Raw genomic sequence first — 15,181 nt, forward strand, 5'->3', positions numbered from 1 at the left:
ACATGCGCACTTTCTCCATCGTGTCGCTGGAAGGTGCCATGGGGACGCAGGCGGCCGTGGACGTCGCTTACATGCTCGACTTCGAGAATGCGTGCCTGGCTGTTGCCGCCTTGTTGCGCTACGTGGCGACCGACCGGGCCGAGGATCACTATTTCTTCCGTGGCGTGACCGCCTTCTTCGTCACCTATGCGTTCTCCGGTTACTTCTACAACCACTACGTCGCCCTCGGAGGGCATCCCGAGTTCGGCACGTCGCCGTGGGACACCCTGCTCGACCTCCCGTTCCTGGTGCTCTTCGTCGCCGCCGTGACGCGCATGCCGCAGCGGCACTGGCATCCGCCGGTGTACCTCGTGCGCTTCGTGCAGAGCGCCAGCCCCACGTTCCTCGCGATGAGCGTGCTCGGTTTCGGCCTGATGTTGATTCCCGGCTACCCGGTGCTGGGTATCTGCGGGGCGATCGCGGCGGTCGTCGGCATCGGCCTGCGCGGCACGCTCGCCCAGGTGGACCTGGTGGAAGAGGAATTCCGGCTGGTGCGCAGCCGGGACGAATTGCAGGGCCTCGTCTTCGTCGACAGCCTGACCGGCCTCGCCAACCGCCGCGCACTCGACGAACGCCTGTTGCGCGAATGGCACCGGCCCGGACAGCAGGAGCCGATCGCCCTGTTGATGATCGACGTCGACCAGTTCAAGGAGTTCAACGACCGCTACGGTCACCTTGCCGGCGACGAATGCCTGCGCTCGCTCGCCACGGCACTGCTGGGCCATGGCCTGCGGGCCGGCGATTTCATCGCCCGGTTCGGAGGCGAGGAATTCGCCGTGGTCGCGCCGGGAACGCGCCTGCCCGCGGCCCTCGCGCTTGCCGACGAATTACGGCGGCAGGTCGAAGCGTTGGCCATGCCGCATCCGCAGGGGAAGTTAGGCGTCGTGACCATCAGCATCGGCGTGGCGGCGGCCCACGCCACATCCGAAAGCGGGCCGTTGGACCTCCTCAACGCCGCGGACCGCGCGCTTTATCGAGCCAAGCAATCGGGACGCAACCGCGTGGCCAGCCAGGACGACGCCTTGGCGAATACCGTGCGAATCGACGGCTCGCGCTACCTCGGTTAACCCCGTTTCGCCCGTCCCTGCGTTTCACCGTCATGTCCCCCACAAGGCCGTGCACGATGAACACGCTCCGAGTCACCCTCCCCCTGATCTTCGCCGGCCTGGTCCTCACGGCCGGTCTTTCCGCGCCTCATGGTGCCTCCGCCAGGGAACCCGTCGCTCGTCCCACGTCGGCGGCGGATTGCCAGCCCGGCGCCCTCGCGTACCGGCCGATCACGGGGCGCGTCATGTCGTCGCCCGTCCCCCTGCCGGCGCCGGGCGTGCCGGCACCCCGTGTCATGGCGGAAGCCAAGGTCGCCGGGGTGTCGGCTTTCTTGATGCCACCGCAGCTCGGCGAGGTCGACCGGGAGAACTATGCGCATCGCGAGGCGAATCCGGTACACCTCGCGGCCGCCGAACCCGTGTCGACGTTCGGACTCGACGTCGACACCGGGTCCTACACCAACGTGCGTCGCATGCTGCAGGAAGGCCGGCTGCCGCCCACGGATGCGGTGCGAACCGAGGAATTCATCAACTACTTCGACTACGGCTATGCGCTGCCCGCGACACAGGAGCAGCCTTTCAGCGTCACCACGGAGCTGGCCCCGGCACCGTGGAACGCCGACCGCCAGTTACTGCTCGTCGGCGTGCAGGGATACGACGTGCCCGCCACCGAGATGCCCGCCGCCAACCTTGTCTTCCTCGTGGATGTCTCCGGATCGATGAACGAAACGGACAAGCTGCCGCTGTTGAAGGCCTCGCTCAAGCAGATCGTGCCGAAGCTGCGCGCGCCGGATCGCATCTCGCTCGTGACCTATGCGGGCGCCACGTGCGTGGCCCTGCCATCGACGCCCGGCGACCAGCACGCGAAGATCGCGGCGGCCATCGACGAGCTCGGCGCGGGCGGCTCCACGAACGGCGCCGCCGGCATCGACCTCGCTTATGCACAGGCAGCGAAGGGCTTCATCAAAGGTGGCGTGAACCGGGTGATCCTGGCGACCGACGGGGACTTCAACGTCGGCACCGTCGGTGTCGGTGCCCTGAAGGACAGGATCGCCGAAAAGCGAAAGAGCGGCATCGCCTTGACGACGCTGGGCTTCGGCGAAGGCAACTACAACGACCAAATGGCCGTGGAACTCGCGGATGCGGGCAATGGCAGCCATCACTACATCGACAGTCTCGCCGAAGGCCGCCGCGTGCTCGTGGACGAAATGTCGGCGACGCTGCTGACGATTGCGAAGGACGTGAAAATCCAGGTCGAATTCAATCCAGCGATCGTGACCGAGTACCGCCTCGTCGGCTACGAGAAGCGTCTGCTGGCGCGCGAGGATTTCAACAACGACGCCGTGGACGCGGGCGACATCGGCGCCGGCGCGAACGTGACGGCGCTGTACGAAATCACGCTGAAAGACGCCAAGGGGGCACGCATCGATCCGCTCCGCTACGGCAGCGCGACGGCGACACGCGGATCGGGGGAGCTGGCATTCCTGCGGCTGCGTTACAAGGCGCCCGCCGGCGGTGCGAGCCGGTTGATCGAACGACCGATCGGCGCGAGCGTTGCGCCGACCGCGAGCGATCGCCTGCGTTTCGCCGCGGCGGTTGCCGCGTTCGCCGAAAACCTCCGCGGCGGCAAGTATGCAGACGGCTTCGGCTATGACAAGGTCGCCGCGCTCGCGCACGATGCACTGGGCAAGGACGAAGGTGGGTATCGCGCGGGCATGGTCAAGCTGGCGGAAATGGCCGGCGCCATGCAGACGCAGACGCCTCCGATGCCGTAACCTCCCCCGCCATGGACGCACCCCTGGCCGACGATGGCGGTTTGATGCTCGCCTGGGTGGGCGGGGACGCGGCCGCCTTCGCGACGTTGTATACGCGGCACAAGGGACCGCTCTATCGTTTCCTGCTGAAGACCGTGAAGGATCGCGCGATCGCCGACGAGTTGTTCCAGGAAACCTGGAGCCGCGTGATCGCCGTTCGCCAGCGCTATCGTGCCGAAGCGAAGTTCGGCACCTGGCTGTTGCAGATCGCGCACAACCTGGCGATCGACAGCTTCCGTCGCCAACGGCCCCAAGCGGGTCCGGCGGAGACGGAAGCGGTGTTCGCCAGGCAAGCGGCGCCCGAGCGCGAACAACCGGAGCATGCGTTGTCGGATTTCGAACTTCGCCGGCGGATGCAGCGCGCGATCGCATCGCTGCCCGACGAACAGCGCACGGCCTTCGTGCTACGCATGGAGAACGAACTTTCCCTGGAGGACATCGCCGCCGTGACCGGCGTTGGCAAGGAGACCGCGAAATCGCGTCTTCGCTACGCCATGGCGCGGGTCCGAGAACTCGTGGCCGACTGACATGAATCCGAACACGCCACCGCCCAGCGACGACGACGACCTGCCCGACGAGCGCGAACTGGCGGCGCTCTATGCGCGCCTGCCGAAGGAGGAACCGGGGTCCGCGCTCGATGCCGCCATCGTGGCACGGGCGGCACAGGCGGTGCCGGCACGACGCCATCGTCGCTGGCCCGCCGCCCTCGCGTCCGCGGCGGTGCTGGTCCTGGCCGTGGGCCTCGCCTGGCAGCTACGGGACATGCGACCGAAGACTGCCACGGCACCCGCCGCCGTCCAGGAACGCATACCTGCCCCGGTGCCGGTGCCTGCTCCCGCGCCCGCGCCTGCGGCAGTAGATATGCCACTGGTGGCGCCGAGGGTCGCGAAGAAGGTCGCCCCGGTCCGGGCCCTCCCACAGGTGATGACGGCCGCGCCCATGCTCGCGCCGCGGCGCGTGGACCTCCCTCCGGACGATCGCGTGGGCGAGATACGCCGCCTGCTCGACCACGGCCAGCGCGAGGAAGCATTGCGCCGCTTGCATGACCTGCGTCTTCGCTATCCGCGGTACGACCTTCCCCAAGACCTTCGCGACCTGGAACCTTGAGCAACCCGCTGGACACACTGGCTGCTCCCTGGCGGCACGAGGAAGACATCAGGAAGAGCCGCTTCCTGGCCCAGGCCGCACCGGTCGACACGCCGGCCGCGGCCCTGGCTTGGCTGGAGGCAGCCGGCGATCCCGCGGCGACGCACAATTGCTGGGCGTACCGGGTCGGCGACGCCTACCGTTTCAACGACGACGGCGAACCCGGCGGCACGGCCGGCCGACCCATCCTCGCCGCGATCGACGGCCAGGGCTGCGACCGCGTGGCGGTGCTGGTCACGCGCTGGTACGGGGGCATCAAGCTCGGTGCAGGAGGTCTCGCCCGCGCCTACGGTGGCACGGCCGCCGAGTGCCTGCGCCTGGCGCCTCGGACGCCGATCGTCGCCACCGGGCGCTTGTCCGTGCGCTGCGAGTTCGGCGAGTTGGCGCTCGTCAGCGCGCGGCTGCGCGACATGGAGGCGATCGTGGAGCAGGAAGATTTCACGTCCGACGGGGTGGAGCTGGTGGTTTCGGCGCCGCTGGACAGGCTCGCATCCATCTCGGCACGCCTGGTGGACCTGACCCGGGGAAAGGCACGGCCCCGCCGCCTCGACTAGCCGTTGAATACCGTACCGGCCGGCCCCATTCGTTGGCGAATCGCCTGGAATGAGCCGAAGTGAGCATGAGCGACGAACGCAGGGAGAAGTCACGCAAGATCGGCGCGCTGCGCAACCTATGGCCGTTCCTGAAGCCGCACAAGGGCCTTGCCATCGGGTGGCTCGTGTTCCTGGGTATTTCGTCGAGCGCGTCGCTACTCTTGCCAGTGGCCGTGCGGCACATCATCGACCATGGCTTCCTCGCCTCGAACCTCGCCACGATCAACGGCACCTTCCTCGGCCTGTTCGGGGTGGCCGTGGTACTGGCCATCGCCACCGCCGCTCGCTATTACTGCATCGCCCTGCTCGGCGAGCGCTCGCTCGCCTCCCTGCGCACGTCGCTGTACGAGCATGTGATCCAGCTCGACGTCGGCTTCTACGAAGGCACCCGCGTCGGCGAACTCACCTCCCGCCTCGGTACCGACACCGAAGTGGTGCAGACGCTGGTCGGCTCCGGTATTTCCGTGGCACTGCGCAGCGCGGTGATGCTGATCGGCGCGGCGGCCGCCATGGCCTGGACCAGCCCGCGTCTCGCCGGCCTCACCGCGCTGGTGATTCCCGCCGTGATGCTGCCGATCCTGGTCTTCGGCCGTCGAGTGCAGAAGCTGTCCCGGCACAGCCAGGACCGTATCGCCGACGCCGCCGCGGTCGCGAACGAAACGCTGAACGCCGCCCAGGCGGTGAAAGCTTATGCGCGCGAACCGATCGAGAGCCGCCGTTATGCCTCCGCCATCGGTCTCGCGCTGGCCACGGCGCGCCGTCGCATCGGCATGCGCTCGCTCCTTACCGCCGCGGTGATCGTGCTGATCTTCGGCGCAATCACCCTCGTGCTCTGGGCCGGCGCCCGCGACGTGATCGCCGGCGACCTCCAGCCGGGCGTGCTCAGCCAGTTCGTCCTGTACGCAATCTTCGCCGCGGGGTCGGTCGCCGGCCTTTCCGAAGTCTGGGGCGACGTACTCCGCGCAGCAGGCGCCATGGAGCGGATCGGAGAACTGTTCGCGGAACGTCCGCAGATCCGCACCCCGGACGCGCCGGAGCCGTTGCCGCGTCCGGTGACCGGCGCGTTGCGCTTCGAACACGTGGAATTCCGCTATCCCTCGCGACCGGACGTCGCCGCGCTTTCCGACTTCGACCTCGACATCGCACCCGGCGAAACGGTCGCGCTGGTGGGGCCGTCCGGTGCCGGCAAGAGCACGGTCTTCAGCCTGTTGCTGCGTTTCCACGATCCGCTTTCGGGCGCCATTCGCTTCGACGGCGTCGACCTGCGCGCGCTCGCGCTGCCGGAACTGCGCGGTGCGATCGCCCTCGTGCCGCAGGAAACGGTGATCTTCGGCGGCAGCGCCGCGGACAATATCCGCTTCGGTCGCGCCGACGCCAGCGACGACGAGGTGCGTGAGGCCGCGCGGCTTGCCGAGGCGGACGGGTTCATCGCGGCGTTGCCCGATGGCTACGAAGCCGCACTGGGTGAACGCGGCGTCCGCCTCTCCGGCGGCCAGAAACAGCGCGTGGCGATCGCGCGCGCGATCTTGCGCGACGCGCCGCTGCTGCTCCTGGACGAGGCCACGTCGGCGCTCGATGCGCAATCCGAGGCGGCGATCCAGCATGCCCTGGAGCGCCTGGAGAAGGGTCGCACGACCCTGGTGATCGCGCATCGCCTCGCCACGGTACAGCGAGCCGACCGCATCGTGGTGATGGACGGTGGCCGCATCGTCGCCCAAGGCACGCACGACAGCCTGCTCGCGGAAGGTGGCCTCTACGCTGAACTGGCCCGCCTGCAATTCGTGGCCTGACCCTCTCTGTAGCGAGGGAGCCGCTATAGCGGCGAGAAGCCAACGGAGCGATGACGCGCGAAACGTTTTCACCGTGTTGACGGGGCACCACCTAACGTCGCCGGGTGGACAACGACCTGCTGCTACCTCGCCCCGAAGGGCTGTACTGCCCCGCGGGCGATTTTTTCATCGACCCCATGCAACCCGTGGCGCGGGCCGTCGTCACGCACGCGCACGGCGACCACGCGCGCTCGGGTAGCTCGCTTTACCACGTCGCCGCGACGGGCAGTGCGCTGATGCGCGAGCGCCTCGGCGCGGGCTCGGCCATCCACGAGCACGCATGGAGCGAACGCTTCACGCTCGGTGACACCCGCGTCTCCTTGCACCCGTCGGGTCACATCCTCGGTGCGGCGCAGGTGCGCATCGAAGGCCACGGGAAGGTCGTTGTCGTGTCCGGCGACTACAAGCGCGATCCCGATCCGACCTGCGCACCGTTCGAGCCCGTGCCCTGCGACGTCTTCGTCACCGAGTCCACCTTCGGCCTGCCGATCTACCGATGGCCCCCGATGAGCAAGGTCGTGGACGACATCCTCGGCTGGGTCGACGAGTGCCGTGTGCGCGGCGTTCCCGCCGTGCTGTTCTGCTATGCGCTCGGCAAGGCGCAGCGCCTGCTCGCGGAACTGGCGACGCGCAGCGATCGCACGGTACACCTGCACGGCGCCATGCTGCGCCTCGTGGAGGCCTATCGCGACGCCGGCGTACCCATGCTGCCGACCGTCGCGGTGAGCGAATCGGCGCGGGGCAAGGATTTCGCCGGCGAGTTGGTCATGGCGCCGCCCTCGGCCGCCGGTTCTCCGTGGATGCGGCGCTTCGGGAAGGCGTCCACCGGCTTCGCGTCGGGCTGGATGCAAGTGCGTGGCGCGCGGCGGCGGCGTGGCTACGACCGCGGTTTCGTCGTCTCGGACCATGCCGACTGGCCAAGCCTCCTGCGCAGCGTCGACGACTGCGGGGCGAAGCGCGTGTATGTCACGCATGGCGATGGCGAGGCGCTGGTCCGACACCTGCGCGACACGGGACACGAGGCATTCCTGCTGCGTTCCCTCGGCGGGACGATGCCCGAATCGCGCAGCAGCGAGGAAGGCGATTGATGCGCCGCTTCGCCGCCCTCTTCGAAGCACTCGACCGCACCTCGGCCACCTCCGCCAAGCGAGACGCGATGGCGGCATACTTCGCGGAAGCGCCACCGGCAGACGCGGCATGGGCGATTTACGTGCTCGGCGGCGGCAAACTCAAACGCACTGCGTCCTCGACGGAACTGCGGCTCGCGCTCGCGGCCGAAACCGGCTACGCGGATTGGTTGATCGACGAGAGCTACCAGCATGTCGGCGATTTGGCCGAAACGATCGCCCTCATGTTGCCGTCCATCGAGGATGGTGGCGAGGACGTTCCGCTGCACGTGTGGATGGAAGCGCGGCTACCGTCGCTAGGCCGGCTGGAGCCGGCGGAGCGAATCGAGCTGTTGCGCGAATGGTGGCGTCCCCTGCCGCGTGACCAGGTCTTCCTCGTCAACAAGCTGCTCACCGGTTCCCTGCGCGTCGGCGTATCGCACCGCCTCGTCGTGCAAGCCCTCGCGCAGTGGGCGAGCTTGCCCACGGATCTCATCGCGCACCGGCTCAGCGGCACCTGGAAGCCCAGCGCCGAGGGCTTCCTCGCACTTGCCGGTCCGGAACGCGCGGACGAGCACGCCGGCGAACGGCCCTACCCCTTCTTCCTCGCTTCCCCACTCGAACAGGATGTCACCGCGCTGGGCGACGTGGGCGACTGGCTCGCGGAATGGAAGTGGGACGGCATCCGCGCGCAGCTGATGCGCCGGGCCGACGGCGCCCTGCTCTGGTCGCGCGGCGAGGAGCGGCTGGATGGCCGTTTCCCCGAAATCGAACTGGCCGCCCGTGACCTGCCCGACGGTTGCGTGCTCGACGGCGAAATCCTGGCCTGGACCCTGGACGAAGACCATCCCCTGCCGTTCGCCGCGCTGCAGAAGCGTATCGGGAAACTCAAGCCCGGGCCGAAATTGCTGGCCGACACACCCGTCCGCCTGATGACGTACGACCTGCTCGAAAGCGATGGACAGGACCTGCGCGAACGGCCCCTCGCCGAACGCCGTGCCATGCTCGAGGCACTGATCGAGGGACGCGGGCCCACACTCATGCTGTCGCCGGCCGTCGACGCGCCCGACTGGAACACATTGGCCGCCGTGCGTGGCGAATCGCGCGAGCGGCGCACCGAGGGGCTGATGCTGAAGCGCCTCGACTCCCCTTACCGGGTGGGCCGCAAGCGTGGCGACTGGTGGAAGTGGAAGGTCGATCCGTACACCATCGACGCGGTGCTGCTCTATGCGCAACCCGGCCATGGCCGCCGTTCCGGGTTGTTCACCGACTACACCCTCGGCGTGTGGGAAGGCGACACGCTGGTCCCGGTGGCGAAGGCGTATTCCGGCCTGGACGATAGCGAGATCGGACGGCTCGATCGCTGGATCCGCGCCCACACGATCGAGCGGTTCGGGCCGGTGCGCTCGGTCGAGCCCACGCACGTGTTCGAACTCGCCTTCGAGGCGATCCAGGCCTCGGGCCGTCACAAGGCCGGCGTGGCGGTGCGCTTCCCGCGCATCCTGCGCTGGCGTACCGATCTCGCGATCCGCGATGCCGACAAGCTCGACGACCTCCGCCGCCTGGCGTCGGGCTGAGGCCCGCCTGCTGGCGTGGTTCGCCTCGCAGGAGCGCCGCGCCGCGCCGTTCCAGCGCGCGGCATGGCGCGCCTGGCATGAAGGACGGAACGGCCTGATCCATGCGCCCACCGGCACCGGCAAGACGCTCGCCGCGGCGGGCGGCCCGCTTATCGACGCGGTGCTGCGTCCCCAGACGGGCTTGCAGTTGCTGTGGATCACACCGCTGCGCTCGCTCGCCACCGATACGGCGCAACACCTCGCGGCGGCGGTGGAGGCCATGGAGCTCCCGTGGCGCGTCCTGCGCCGCACCGGCGACAGTGGTAGCGCCGAACGCGCGCGCCTTAGCCGTGGCGCGTGCGAATTGCTGGTGACCACGCCAGAGAGCCTGGCCCTGCTGCTCAGCTACCCCGATGCGAAGGAGCGCTTCTCGGCCTTGCGCGGCATCGTGGTCGACGAGTGGCACGAACTGGTCGGCAACAAGCGCGGTACGCTGCTGCAACTGGGGCTGACCCGCCTGCGCCACTGGCTGCCGAACCTGCGCACCTGGGGTCTGTCCGCGACGCTGGGCAACCTCGACGAGGCCCTGCGCGCGCTGGCGAACGACGGCGTGCTCATCGGTGCCACGACGAAGAAGAAAACCGTGATAGAAACCGCTCTGCCCGACAGCGGCGAACGCTTTCCCTGGGCGGGTCACCTCGGACTGTCCCAGCTTCCCCGCGTACTCGCCGCCGTGCTCGGCGCGCGCAGCAGCCTCGTGTTCGCCAACACGCGTTCGCAGGCCGAACTCTGGCATGAGGCCCTGGCGTCGGTCTGGCCGGAATCGCCAGCGACGTTGGCCCTGCACCACGGTTCGATCGATCCCAAGTTGCGCTTCGCGACAGAAGAAGGCTTGCGCGTGGGCGCGCTCCGCTGCGTGGTCGCCACGTCCAGCCTCGACCTCGGCGTGGATTTCTCCAGCGTCGAGCGCGTCATCCAGATCGGCAGCCCCAAGAGCGCCGCCCGGCTGCTGCAGCGCGCCGGCCGCAGCGGACATCGTCCCGGCGCACCGTCGCGCATCCTCTGCGTGCCCACGCACCTCCTCGAACTCGCCGAGGTCGCGGCCGCCCGCCATGCGCTCGACGAGGGTCACCTCGAGCCGCGACGTCCCATGCGCGGCTGCCTCGACGTACTCGCGCAACACCTGCTCACGATGGCCCTGGGCGGTGGCTTCGCCGCCGACGATGCGTATGCCGAGATCACGTCGTCGCTCGCGTACTCGCGCCTGCCGCGCGAACGCTTCGACGCCGTGCTGGCCTACCTGCGCACGGGCGGTTCCGCGCTCGCGAGCTACCCCGAATACCAGAAGCTGGTCGAAACGGACGGCCGCTATCACGTGGAGAGCCCGCGCATCGCGCGCATGCACCGTTTGTCCATCGGCACGATCACGTCCGATGGAAGCCTGCACGTGCGCTACATGAAAGGCCCGAAGCTCGGCTCGGTAGAGGAAAGTTTCCTGTCGCGCCTGCGCCCCGGCGACCGCTTCCTTTTTGCGGGACGGAACCTCGAACTGGTTCGGGTACGCGACATGACGGCCTATGTCCGCGCGGCACCGAACCGGCGCGGCGGCGTGCCCCGCTGGATGGGTGGACGCCTGCCGCTATCGGGTGAACTCTCCGACGAGCTGCGCGATACGCTCGCCGGCGGCGGGAAGGAGTCGGCGGAGATGCGCGCCCTCGCTCCCCTGCTCGACGTGCAACGCCGGCAATCCTCGATTCCCGCCATCGGCGAAACGTTGTGCGAACGGACCCGCACGCGCGAGGGCGACTACCTCTTTGTCTTTCCCTTCGCCGGGCGGCTCGCGCATGAAGGCCTGGCGGCGGTCCTCGCCTACCGCCTCTCGCGCATCCAGCCGGCCGATTACGGCTATGCCGTGAACGACTACGGCCTGACGCTCACCGCGGCGCGCATGCCGCCACTGGATGCGGAAGCAATGCGCCTGCTGTTGCACCCGCTGGGCTTGCGCAGCGACATCCGCGCCAGCGTGAACCTGTCGGAGCTCGCACGGCGGCAGTTCCGTGAGATCGCGCGCGTCGCGGGCCTCGTCTTCAACGGCTACCCCGCGCATGGGAAGACGCTTCGCCAGTTGCAAGCGTCGAGCGGTCTGTTGTTCGACGTACTGCGCCGCCACGACCCGGAGCACCCCCTGCTCTGGCAAGCGGAACGCGAGGTGCTCGACCAGCAGCTGGATTATTCGCGCCTGCGCGCATGCCTCCTTCGCGTGTCGCGCTCGCGGCTGTTGTGGCGCGAAACGAAGCGGCTCAGTCCGCTCGCGTTCCCGCTGTGGGTGGAACGGCTGCGTGGCGGCATCGCCGGCGACGATTGGAAGACACGCGTGGAGCGCATGCTGGCGACGCTCGAGCCGGGAGCCGACGCATGATGACGCGGGACATCGAGGTAGCGGGCGAACGCTTGACCCTGCATGCGCAGCGCGCGATCCACTGGGCCGCGCAGCGTACCGTGCTTGTCGCCGACGTCCATTTCGGGAAGGGCGCCGTCTTTCGACGTGCCGGCATCGCGGTACCCAGCGGCGACACGGAAGACGACCTGGCCCGCCTCGACGCATTGATCGCGACGTTCGCTCCCCTGAGACTGGTGGTGCTCGGTGACCTCGTCCATGGCGCCGCGACGGAGCGCAGCGCCTGGGTGGAGCGCGTTCGCGCATGGCGACTGGGCCACCCTGGCGTGGCGGTCGAACTCGTCGCTGGCAATCACGATCGGCACTTCGACGTCGCGTCACTCGGCATCGAGGTACGTCCGGGACAGGTGCACACGCCGCCCTTCGTGTTCTCGCACCACCCGGGGGTCCATACGGAAGGCTATACGCTCGCCGGGCATGTCCATCCTGGCGTGACGGTCCGCGACGGCTGGCGCAGGCATCGCCTGCCGGCCTTCGTGTTCGATGACGACGTGGGCATGCTGCCGGCGTTCGGTACGCTCACCGGCTTGCACGAGGTGATGCCGGAAAAGGGCCGGCGGATCGTGGCGGTAACGCCGGCGGGGCTGCTGCCGACGCAGCGTCCAGGGCGGTCAGGCCAAGGCTGATGCCAGTGCGCGCACGGTTTCGACGTCGCTACGGGTTTCGCCCGCACCCATGCCGAGGGCGTCGCCGGGCGCGCGTCGCATGGCCGACGGCAGGCGACGCTTCGCCGAGGCATGGAATTCGCGGGCGCGAGTCGCTTCGCGCAGCGCCACGACATTCCCCGGCTCGATGCCGGCACCAGGCATGACGACGATGCGTCCACCCGCCTGCGCAACCAGCCGCGCGATGGACGAAGCGCCGGCGACCGCGCTCTGCATGCCGCCGGACGTCAGCACCCGCTCGAACCCCAGTTCGATCAATGTCTCCAGGGCCTCGTGCCGGTCCGGCACGAGGTCGAAGGCGCGATGGAAAGTCACGCCCATGCCTTCCGCCGCGCGCAGGAACAGCCCACAGGCCTCCCTGTCCACGTCGCCTTCGGCCGTCAGCGCGCCGACCACGACGCCGTCACAACCAAGTGCCCGGCAATGGGCGATGTCGTCGAGCATCGCTTCGATCTCGGCGTTCTCGTAGAGGAAATCTCCCGGCCTAGGGCGAATGAGCACGTATAAGGGGATGGAGAGGCCTTCGCGCGCGAGCGCGATCGTGCCGTGCGATGGCGTGACGCCACCCTCCTCGAGACAGGCACACAGTTCCACGCGACCTGCGCCGCCTTCCTGCGCCGCGAAGGCCGACGCTACCGAGTTCGCCGCGATCTCGAGCAGGGCCACGGTCAGTACGTGCTCTTGCCGGGGATCAGGGCATCTTGTTTGTGCGCATCGCACACGGCATAGGAAAAACCCTTCTGGATCGCCCAGGCGCCGACATTGCCTTTCTTGTCCATCGCGAGGAAACCCACCTGGAGGTCCTTCGCATCCGGCTTGCGGCGCACGATGCGCTCGACTGCCTCGCGGCAGGCGTCCTCCGGGGAACGCCCCTGGCGCATCAGTTCCACGACCAGGAAGCTGCCGACATTGCGGATCACTTCCTCGCCCACGCCGGTGGACGTGGCACCGCCCACCTCGTTGTCCACATACAGGCCCGCGCCGATGATCGGGCTGTCGCCCACGCGCCCGTGCAGCTTCCAGGCCATGCCGCTGGTGGTGCAGGCGCCGGAGAGGTTGCCCTTCGCATCGATCGCCAGCATGCCGATGGTGTCGTGGTTGCTCGCGTCGCCCGGCGTGCCACCCGGTCCGGCGTTGTAACTCTTGACCTCGCTGTTGGCGACCGGCTTGTACTTCGCCGTCTTCAGCCATTCGTGCCAGGCCTTCTCCGACTCCGGCGTCAGCAGTTCCTCACGTGGGAAACCTTGCTCGATGGCGAACTGGAGCGCCCCGTCACCGACAAGCAGCACGTGCGGCGTCCGCTCCATGACGCGTCGTGCAACCGAGATCGGATGGGCGATGTGCTCGATCGCCGCCACGGCGCCGCAATTGCCGTGCTCGTCCATGATGCTGGCATCCAGCGTCACCTTGCCGTCGCGGTCCGGGTAGCCCGCGCGGCCCACACTGTGGTTGCGCAGGTCGGCCTCCGGCACGCGTGCCCCCTGCTCCACCGCGTCCAAGGCTCGCCCGCCGGTGGAAAGCACCTTCCACGCCGCCTGGTTGGCGGCCACGCCGAAGTCCCAGGTGGAGCACACGCGCGGGACCGTGCCGCCCGACGCGCTAGTCGCCGGAACCTTGGCGATGCCCTTGGCGGTCAAGGCCACACCCGAGGCGATCGTCGCCCCCTGGAGAAATCGTCTGCGGTCCATGGGTCCCCTCATCGGACGACGCGCCTTCCGCGCCATCGCCGATGGTCGCACGCACGCCACCGGCCATGCCACCTTCCCGGTCCCGCGAGGCGCAGGCTTCCGATTCCGCCCGCAGGAAGTCGTGCGCCGCCAGCATGCGTGACGTGGCCGAGCGGGACAGCGACGCGCCGAGGATCGCCATCATCGCGAGGACTGCCAGGACCACGACCAGGATGGCGCCACGTTCAGCGCGCATGTCCGGGGCGGCTCGTGGTGCGTGCATAACGGCCATCTTTCATCCAGAGGCTCACTTCAACGGCATCGGCGCCATCGCCATGCCTTTCCGATAGCCAGGTTCGCGTCACGTCTCCATCTATCGCGGAAGGAATATCTGCGAGGAACATGGCCGACGCGATCCCTTCGAGATACTTGTCGCACGGGTGCCCCCCGTCGCAGCGCCAGAGGTCGCCGTCGGCGGACCAGCGGACGCTGCCCGCGACGAGCGCGGTCGAGGGCCGATGTGTCGTGTGCCCCTTGCAGGAATCGGTCCCGAGGCACCCGTTCCATGTCGGAGCAGCGACCAGATCGCGCGAGATCGCGGCAAGCGCCAGCCACGCCGCATCGCGCTCGCGGCCGTCCGCAAGCTGCCGCTCCGTGACGATTCCGGACATCGACAGCGCCGCCATCGCGATCGCCGCCACCATGCCGGCAATGGCAAGTCCGACAAGGCATTCGATCAAGGACATGCCGCGCGGGATCACGGACGGAAAACCCAACGGACGATCGAACGGTCCAGCCACGCGACGGAGATCGTGCAGACCGAACCCTCCCCACACGCCACGTTCCATGAGGCGCTCGAACCGATGTGCCGCATCAAGTCGGCGTGGAATGACCGCAAGTCACCGGCCGCACGGCGGCGCGCGTCGCATGCTCCCAAACAAGGTGCGACGGCTGGTCGGTGGTCGTAGTGACCCGCGATGACGCCCGCCCTGTTGACTCGCATGCGCGCTTCCAGGCTCACCACGATCGTCGTGGCGGCAATCAGTCGCGATGCCCGCGCATTGGTCGCCATCGACTGCATCATCCATGTGCCGTTGCACGCGGCGCCCACGGCGAACACCGCGAGCGCAGTTACTGATTCGATGAGGGAGGAACCGGTGATGAACCGCATCGTTGCAGACTCGTATCCGCAACGATTCCGTTCCATCGGAAGCCCTCGCGAATCACCGTGCGCCTTCGGCAGACGTGCGTGTAGCGGTCGC

15 protein-coding genes are annotated in these 15,181 nt (G+C 68.4%); 10 read left to right on the plus strand and 5 right to left on the minus strand.

The window, feature by feature from the left end; genetic code table 11:
- The first annotated feature begins 413 nt into the window (after window positions 1-413).
- From ACQKIE_RS05270 to pdeM, 10 genes are all read left to right on the plus strand, one after another.
- Window positions 414-1,106: a GGDEF domain-containing protein gene (locus tag ACQKIE_RS05270; RefSeq protein ID WP_427456816.1), complete on the plus strand. Its 693-nt coding sequence runs from the start codon at window positions 414-416 to the stop codon at window positions 1,104-1,106.
- Window positions 1,107-1,162: 56 nt separating this feature from the next.
- The gene (locus ACQKIE_RS05275) at window positions 1,163-2,860 is read left to right on the plus strand and encodes a vWA domain-containing protein (RefSeq protein WP_427456497.1); all 1,698 of its coding nucleotides are present in this window, start codon (window positions 1,163-1,165) and stop codon (window positions 2,858-2,860) included.
- Between the two features lie 11 nt (window positions 2,861-2,871).
- Window positions 2,872-3,426, plus strand: a complete 555-nt coding sequence (locus tag ACQKIE_RS05280) for an RNA polymerase sigma factor (protein ID WP_427456499.1) — start codon at window positions 2,872-2,874, stop codon at window positions 3,424-3,426.
- A gap of 1 nt (window position 3,427) precedes the next feature.
- Window positions 3,428-4,006, plus strand: coding sequence for a hypothetical protein (locus tag ACQKIE_RS05285; RefSeq protein WP_427456501.1), 579 nt, complete (start codon window positions 3,428-3,430; stop codon window positions 4,004-4,006).
- Complete coding sequence (locus ACQKIE_RS05290; RefSeq protein WP_427456503.1) at window positions 4,003-4,599, plus strand: IMPACT family protein; 597 nt, start codon at window positions 4,003-4,005, stop codon at window positions 4,597-4,599. The genes ACQKIE_RS05285 and ACQKIE_RS05290 overlap by 4 nt, the downstream gene beginning before the upstream one ends.
- A gap of 65 nt (window positions 4,600-4,664) precedes the next feature.
- Window positions 4,665-6,428 carry an ABC transporter transmembrane domain-containing protein gene (locus tag ACQKIE_RS05295; RefSeq protein ID WP_427456505.1) on the plus strand — a complete coding sequence of 588 codons (1,764 nt, stop codon included), beginning with the start codon at window positions 4,665-4,667 and terminating at the stop codon, window positions 6,426-6,428.
- Window positions 6,429-6,532: 104 nt separating this feature from the next.
- Window positions 6,533-7,555 carry a ligase-associated DNA damage response exonuclease gene (locus tag ACQKIE_RS05300; protein ID WP_427456507.1) on the plus strand — a complete coding sequence of 341 codons (1,023 nt, stop codon included), beginning with the start codon at window positions 6,533-6,535 and terminating at the stop codon, window positions 7,553-7,555.
- Entirely contained in the window at window positions 7,555-9,150 is a 1,596-nt protein-coding gene (locus tag ACQKIE_RS05305) for an ATP-dependent DNA ligase (protein WP_427456509.1), read from the plus strand. Before ACQKIE_RS05300 ends, ACQKIE_RS05305 begins: the two co-directional genes overlap by 1 nt.
- Window positions 9,107-11,548 carry a ligase-associated DNA damage response DEXH box helicase gene (locus tag ACQKIE_RS05310; protein ID WP_427456511.1) on the plus strand — a complete coding sequence of 814 codons (2,442 nt, stop codon included), beginning with the start codon at window positions 9,107-9,109 and terminating at the stop codon, window positions 11,546-11,548. The genes ACQKIE_RS05305 and ACQKIE_RS05310 overlap by 44 nt, the downstream gene beginning before the upstream one ends.
- Window positions 11,545-12,213 (plus strand): ligase-associated DNA damage response endonuclease PdeM, encoded by a 669-nt coding sequence (gene pdeM / locus ACQKIE_RS05315; RefSeq protein WP_427456513.1) that lies wholly within the window; start codon window positions 11,545-11,547, stop codon window positions 12,211-12,213. Before ACQKIE_RS05310 ends, pdeM begins: the two co-directional genes overlap by 4 nt.
- On the opposite strand, the gene ACQKIE_RS05320 is transcribed toward pdeM, so the two are convergent.
- The 5 genes from ACQKIE_RS05320 to ACQKIE_RS05340 are packed head-to-tail and all read right to left on the minus strand — an operon-like array spanning window position 12,199 to window position 15,090.
- On the minus strand, window positions 12,199-12,924 hold the full coding sequence (locus ACQKIE_RS05320; RefSeq protein ID WP_427456818.1) for a copper homeostasis protein CutC: 726 nt from the start codon (window positions 12,922-12,924) through the stop codon (window positions 12,199-12,201). The two genes, pdeM and ACQKIE_RS05320, sit on opposite strands and share 15 nt — an antisense overlap.
- A complete protein-coding gene (locus ACQKIE_RS05325) occupies window positions 12,921-13,940 on the minus strand; it encodes a N(4)-(beta-N-acetylglucosaminyl)-L-asparaginase (protein WP_427456515.1) in 1,020 nt (339 codons plus the stop codon). The genes ACQKIE_RS05320 and ACQKIE_RS05325 overlap by 4 nt, the downstream gene beginning before the upstream one ends.
- A complete protein-coding gene (locus ACQKIE_RS05330) occupies window positions 13,852-14,175 on the minus strand; it encodes a hypothetical protein (RefSeq protein WP_427456517.1) in 324 nt (107 codons plus the stop codon). The genes ACQKIE_RS05325 and ACQKIE_RS05330 overlap by 89 nt, the downstream gene beginning before the upstream one ends.
- The gene (locus ACQKIE_RS05335) at window positions 14,165-14,680 is read right to left on the minus strand and encodes a PulJ/GspJ family protein (protein ID WP_427456519.1); all 516 of its coding nucleotides are present in this window, start codon (window positions 14,678-14,680) and stop codon (window positions 14,165-14,167) included. Before ACQKIE_RS05335 ends, ACQKIE_RS05330 begins: the two co-directional genes overlap by 11 nt.
- Complete coding sequence (locus ACQKIE_RS05340) at window positions 14,677-15,090, minus strand: type IV pilus modification PilV family protein (RefSeq protein ID WP_427456521.1); 414 nt, start codon at window positions 15,088-15,090, stop codon at window positions 14,677-14,679. The genes ACQKIE_RS05335 and ACQKIE_RS05340 overlap by 4 nt, the downstream gene beginning before the upstream one ends.
- Window positions 15,091-15,181: the final 91 nt, after the last annotated feature.

It is taken from the genome of Luteibacter sp. NPDC031894, from assembly GCF_050273135.1.
Taxonomy (GTDB): Bacteria; Pseudomonadota; Gammaproteobacteria; order Xanthomonadales; family Rhodanobacteraceae; genus Luteibacter.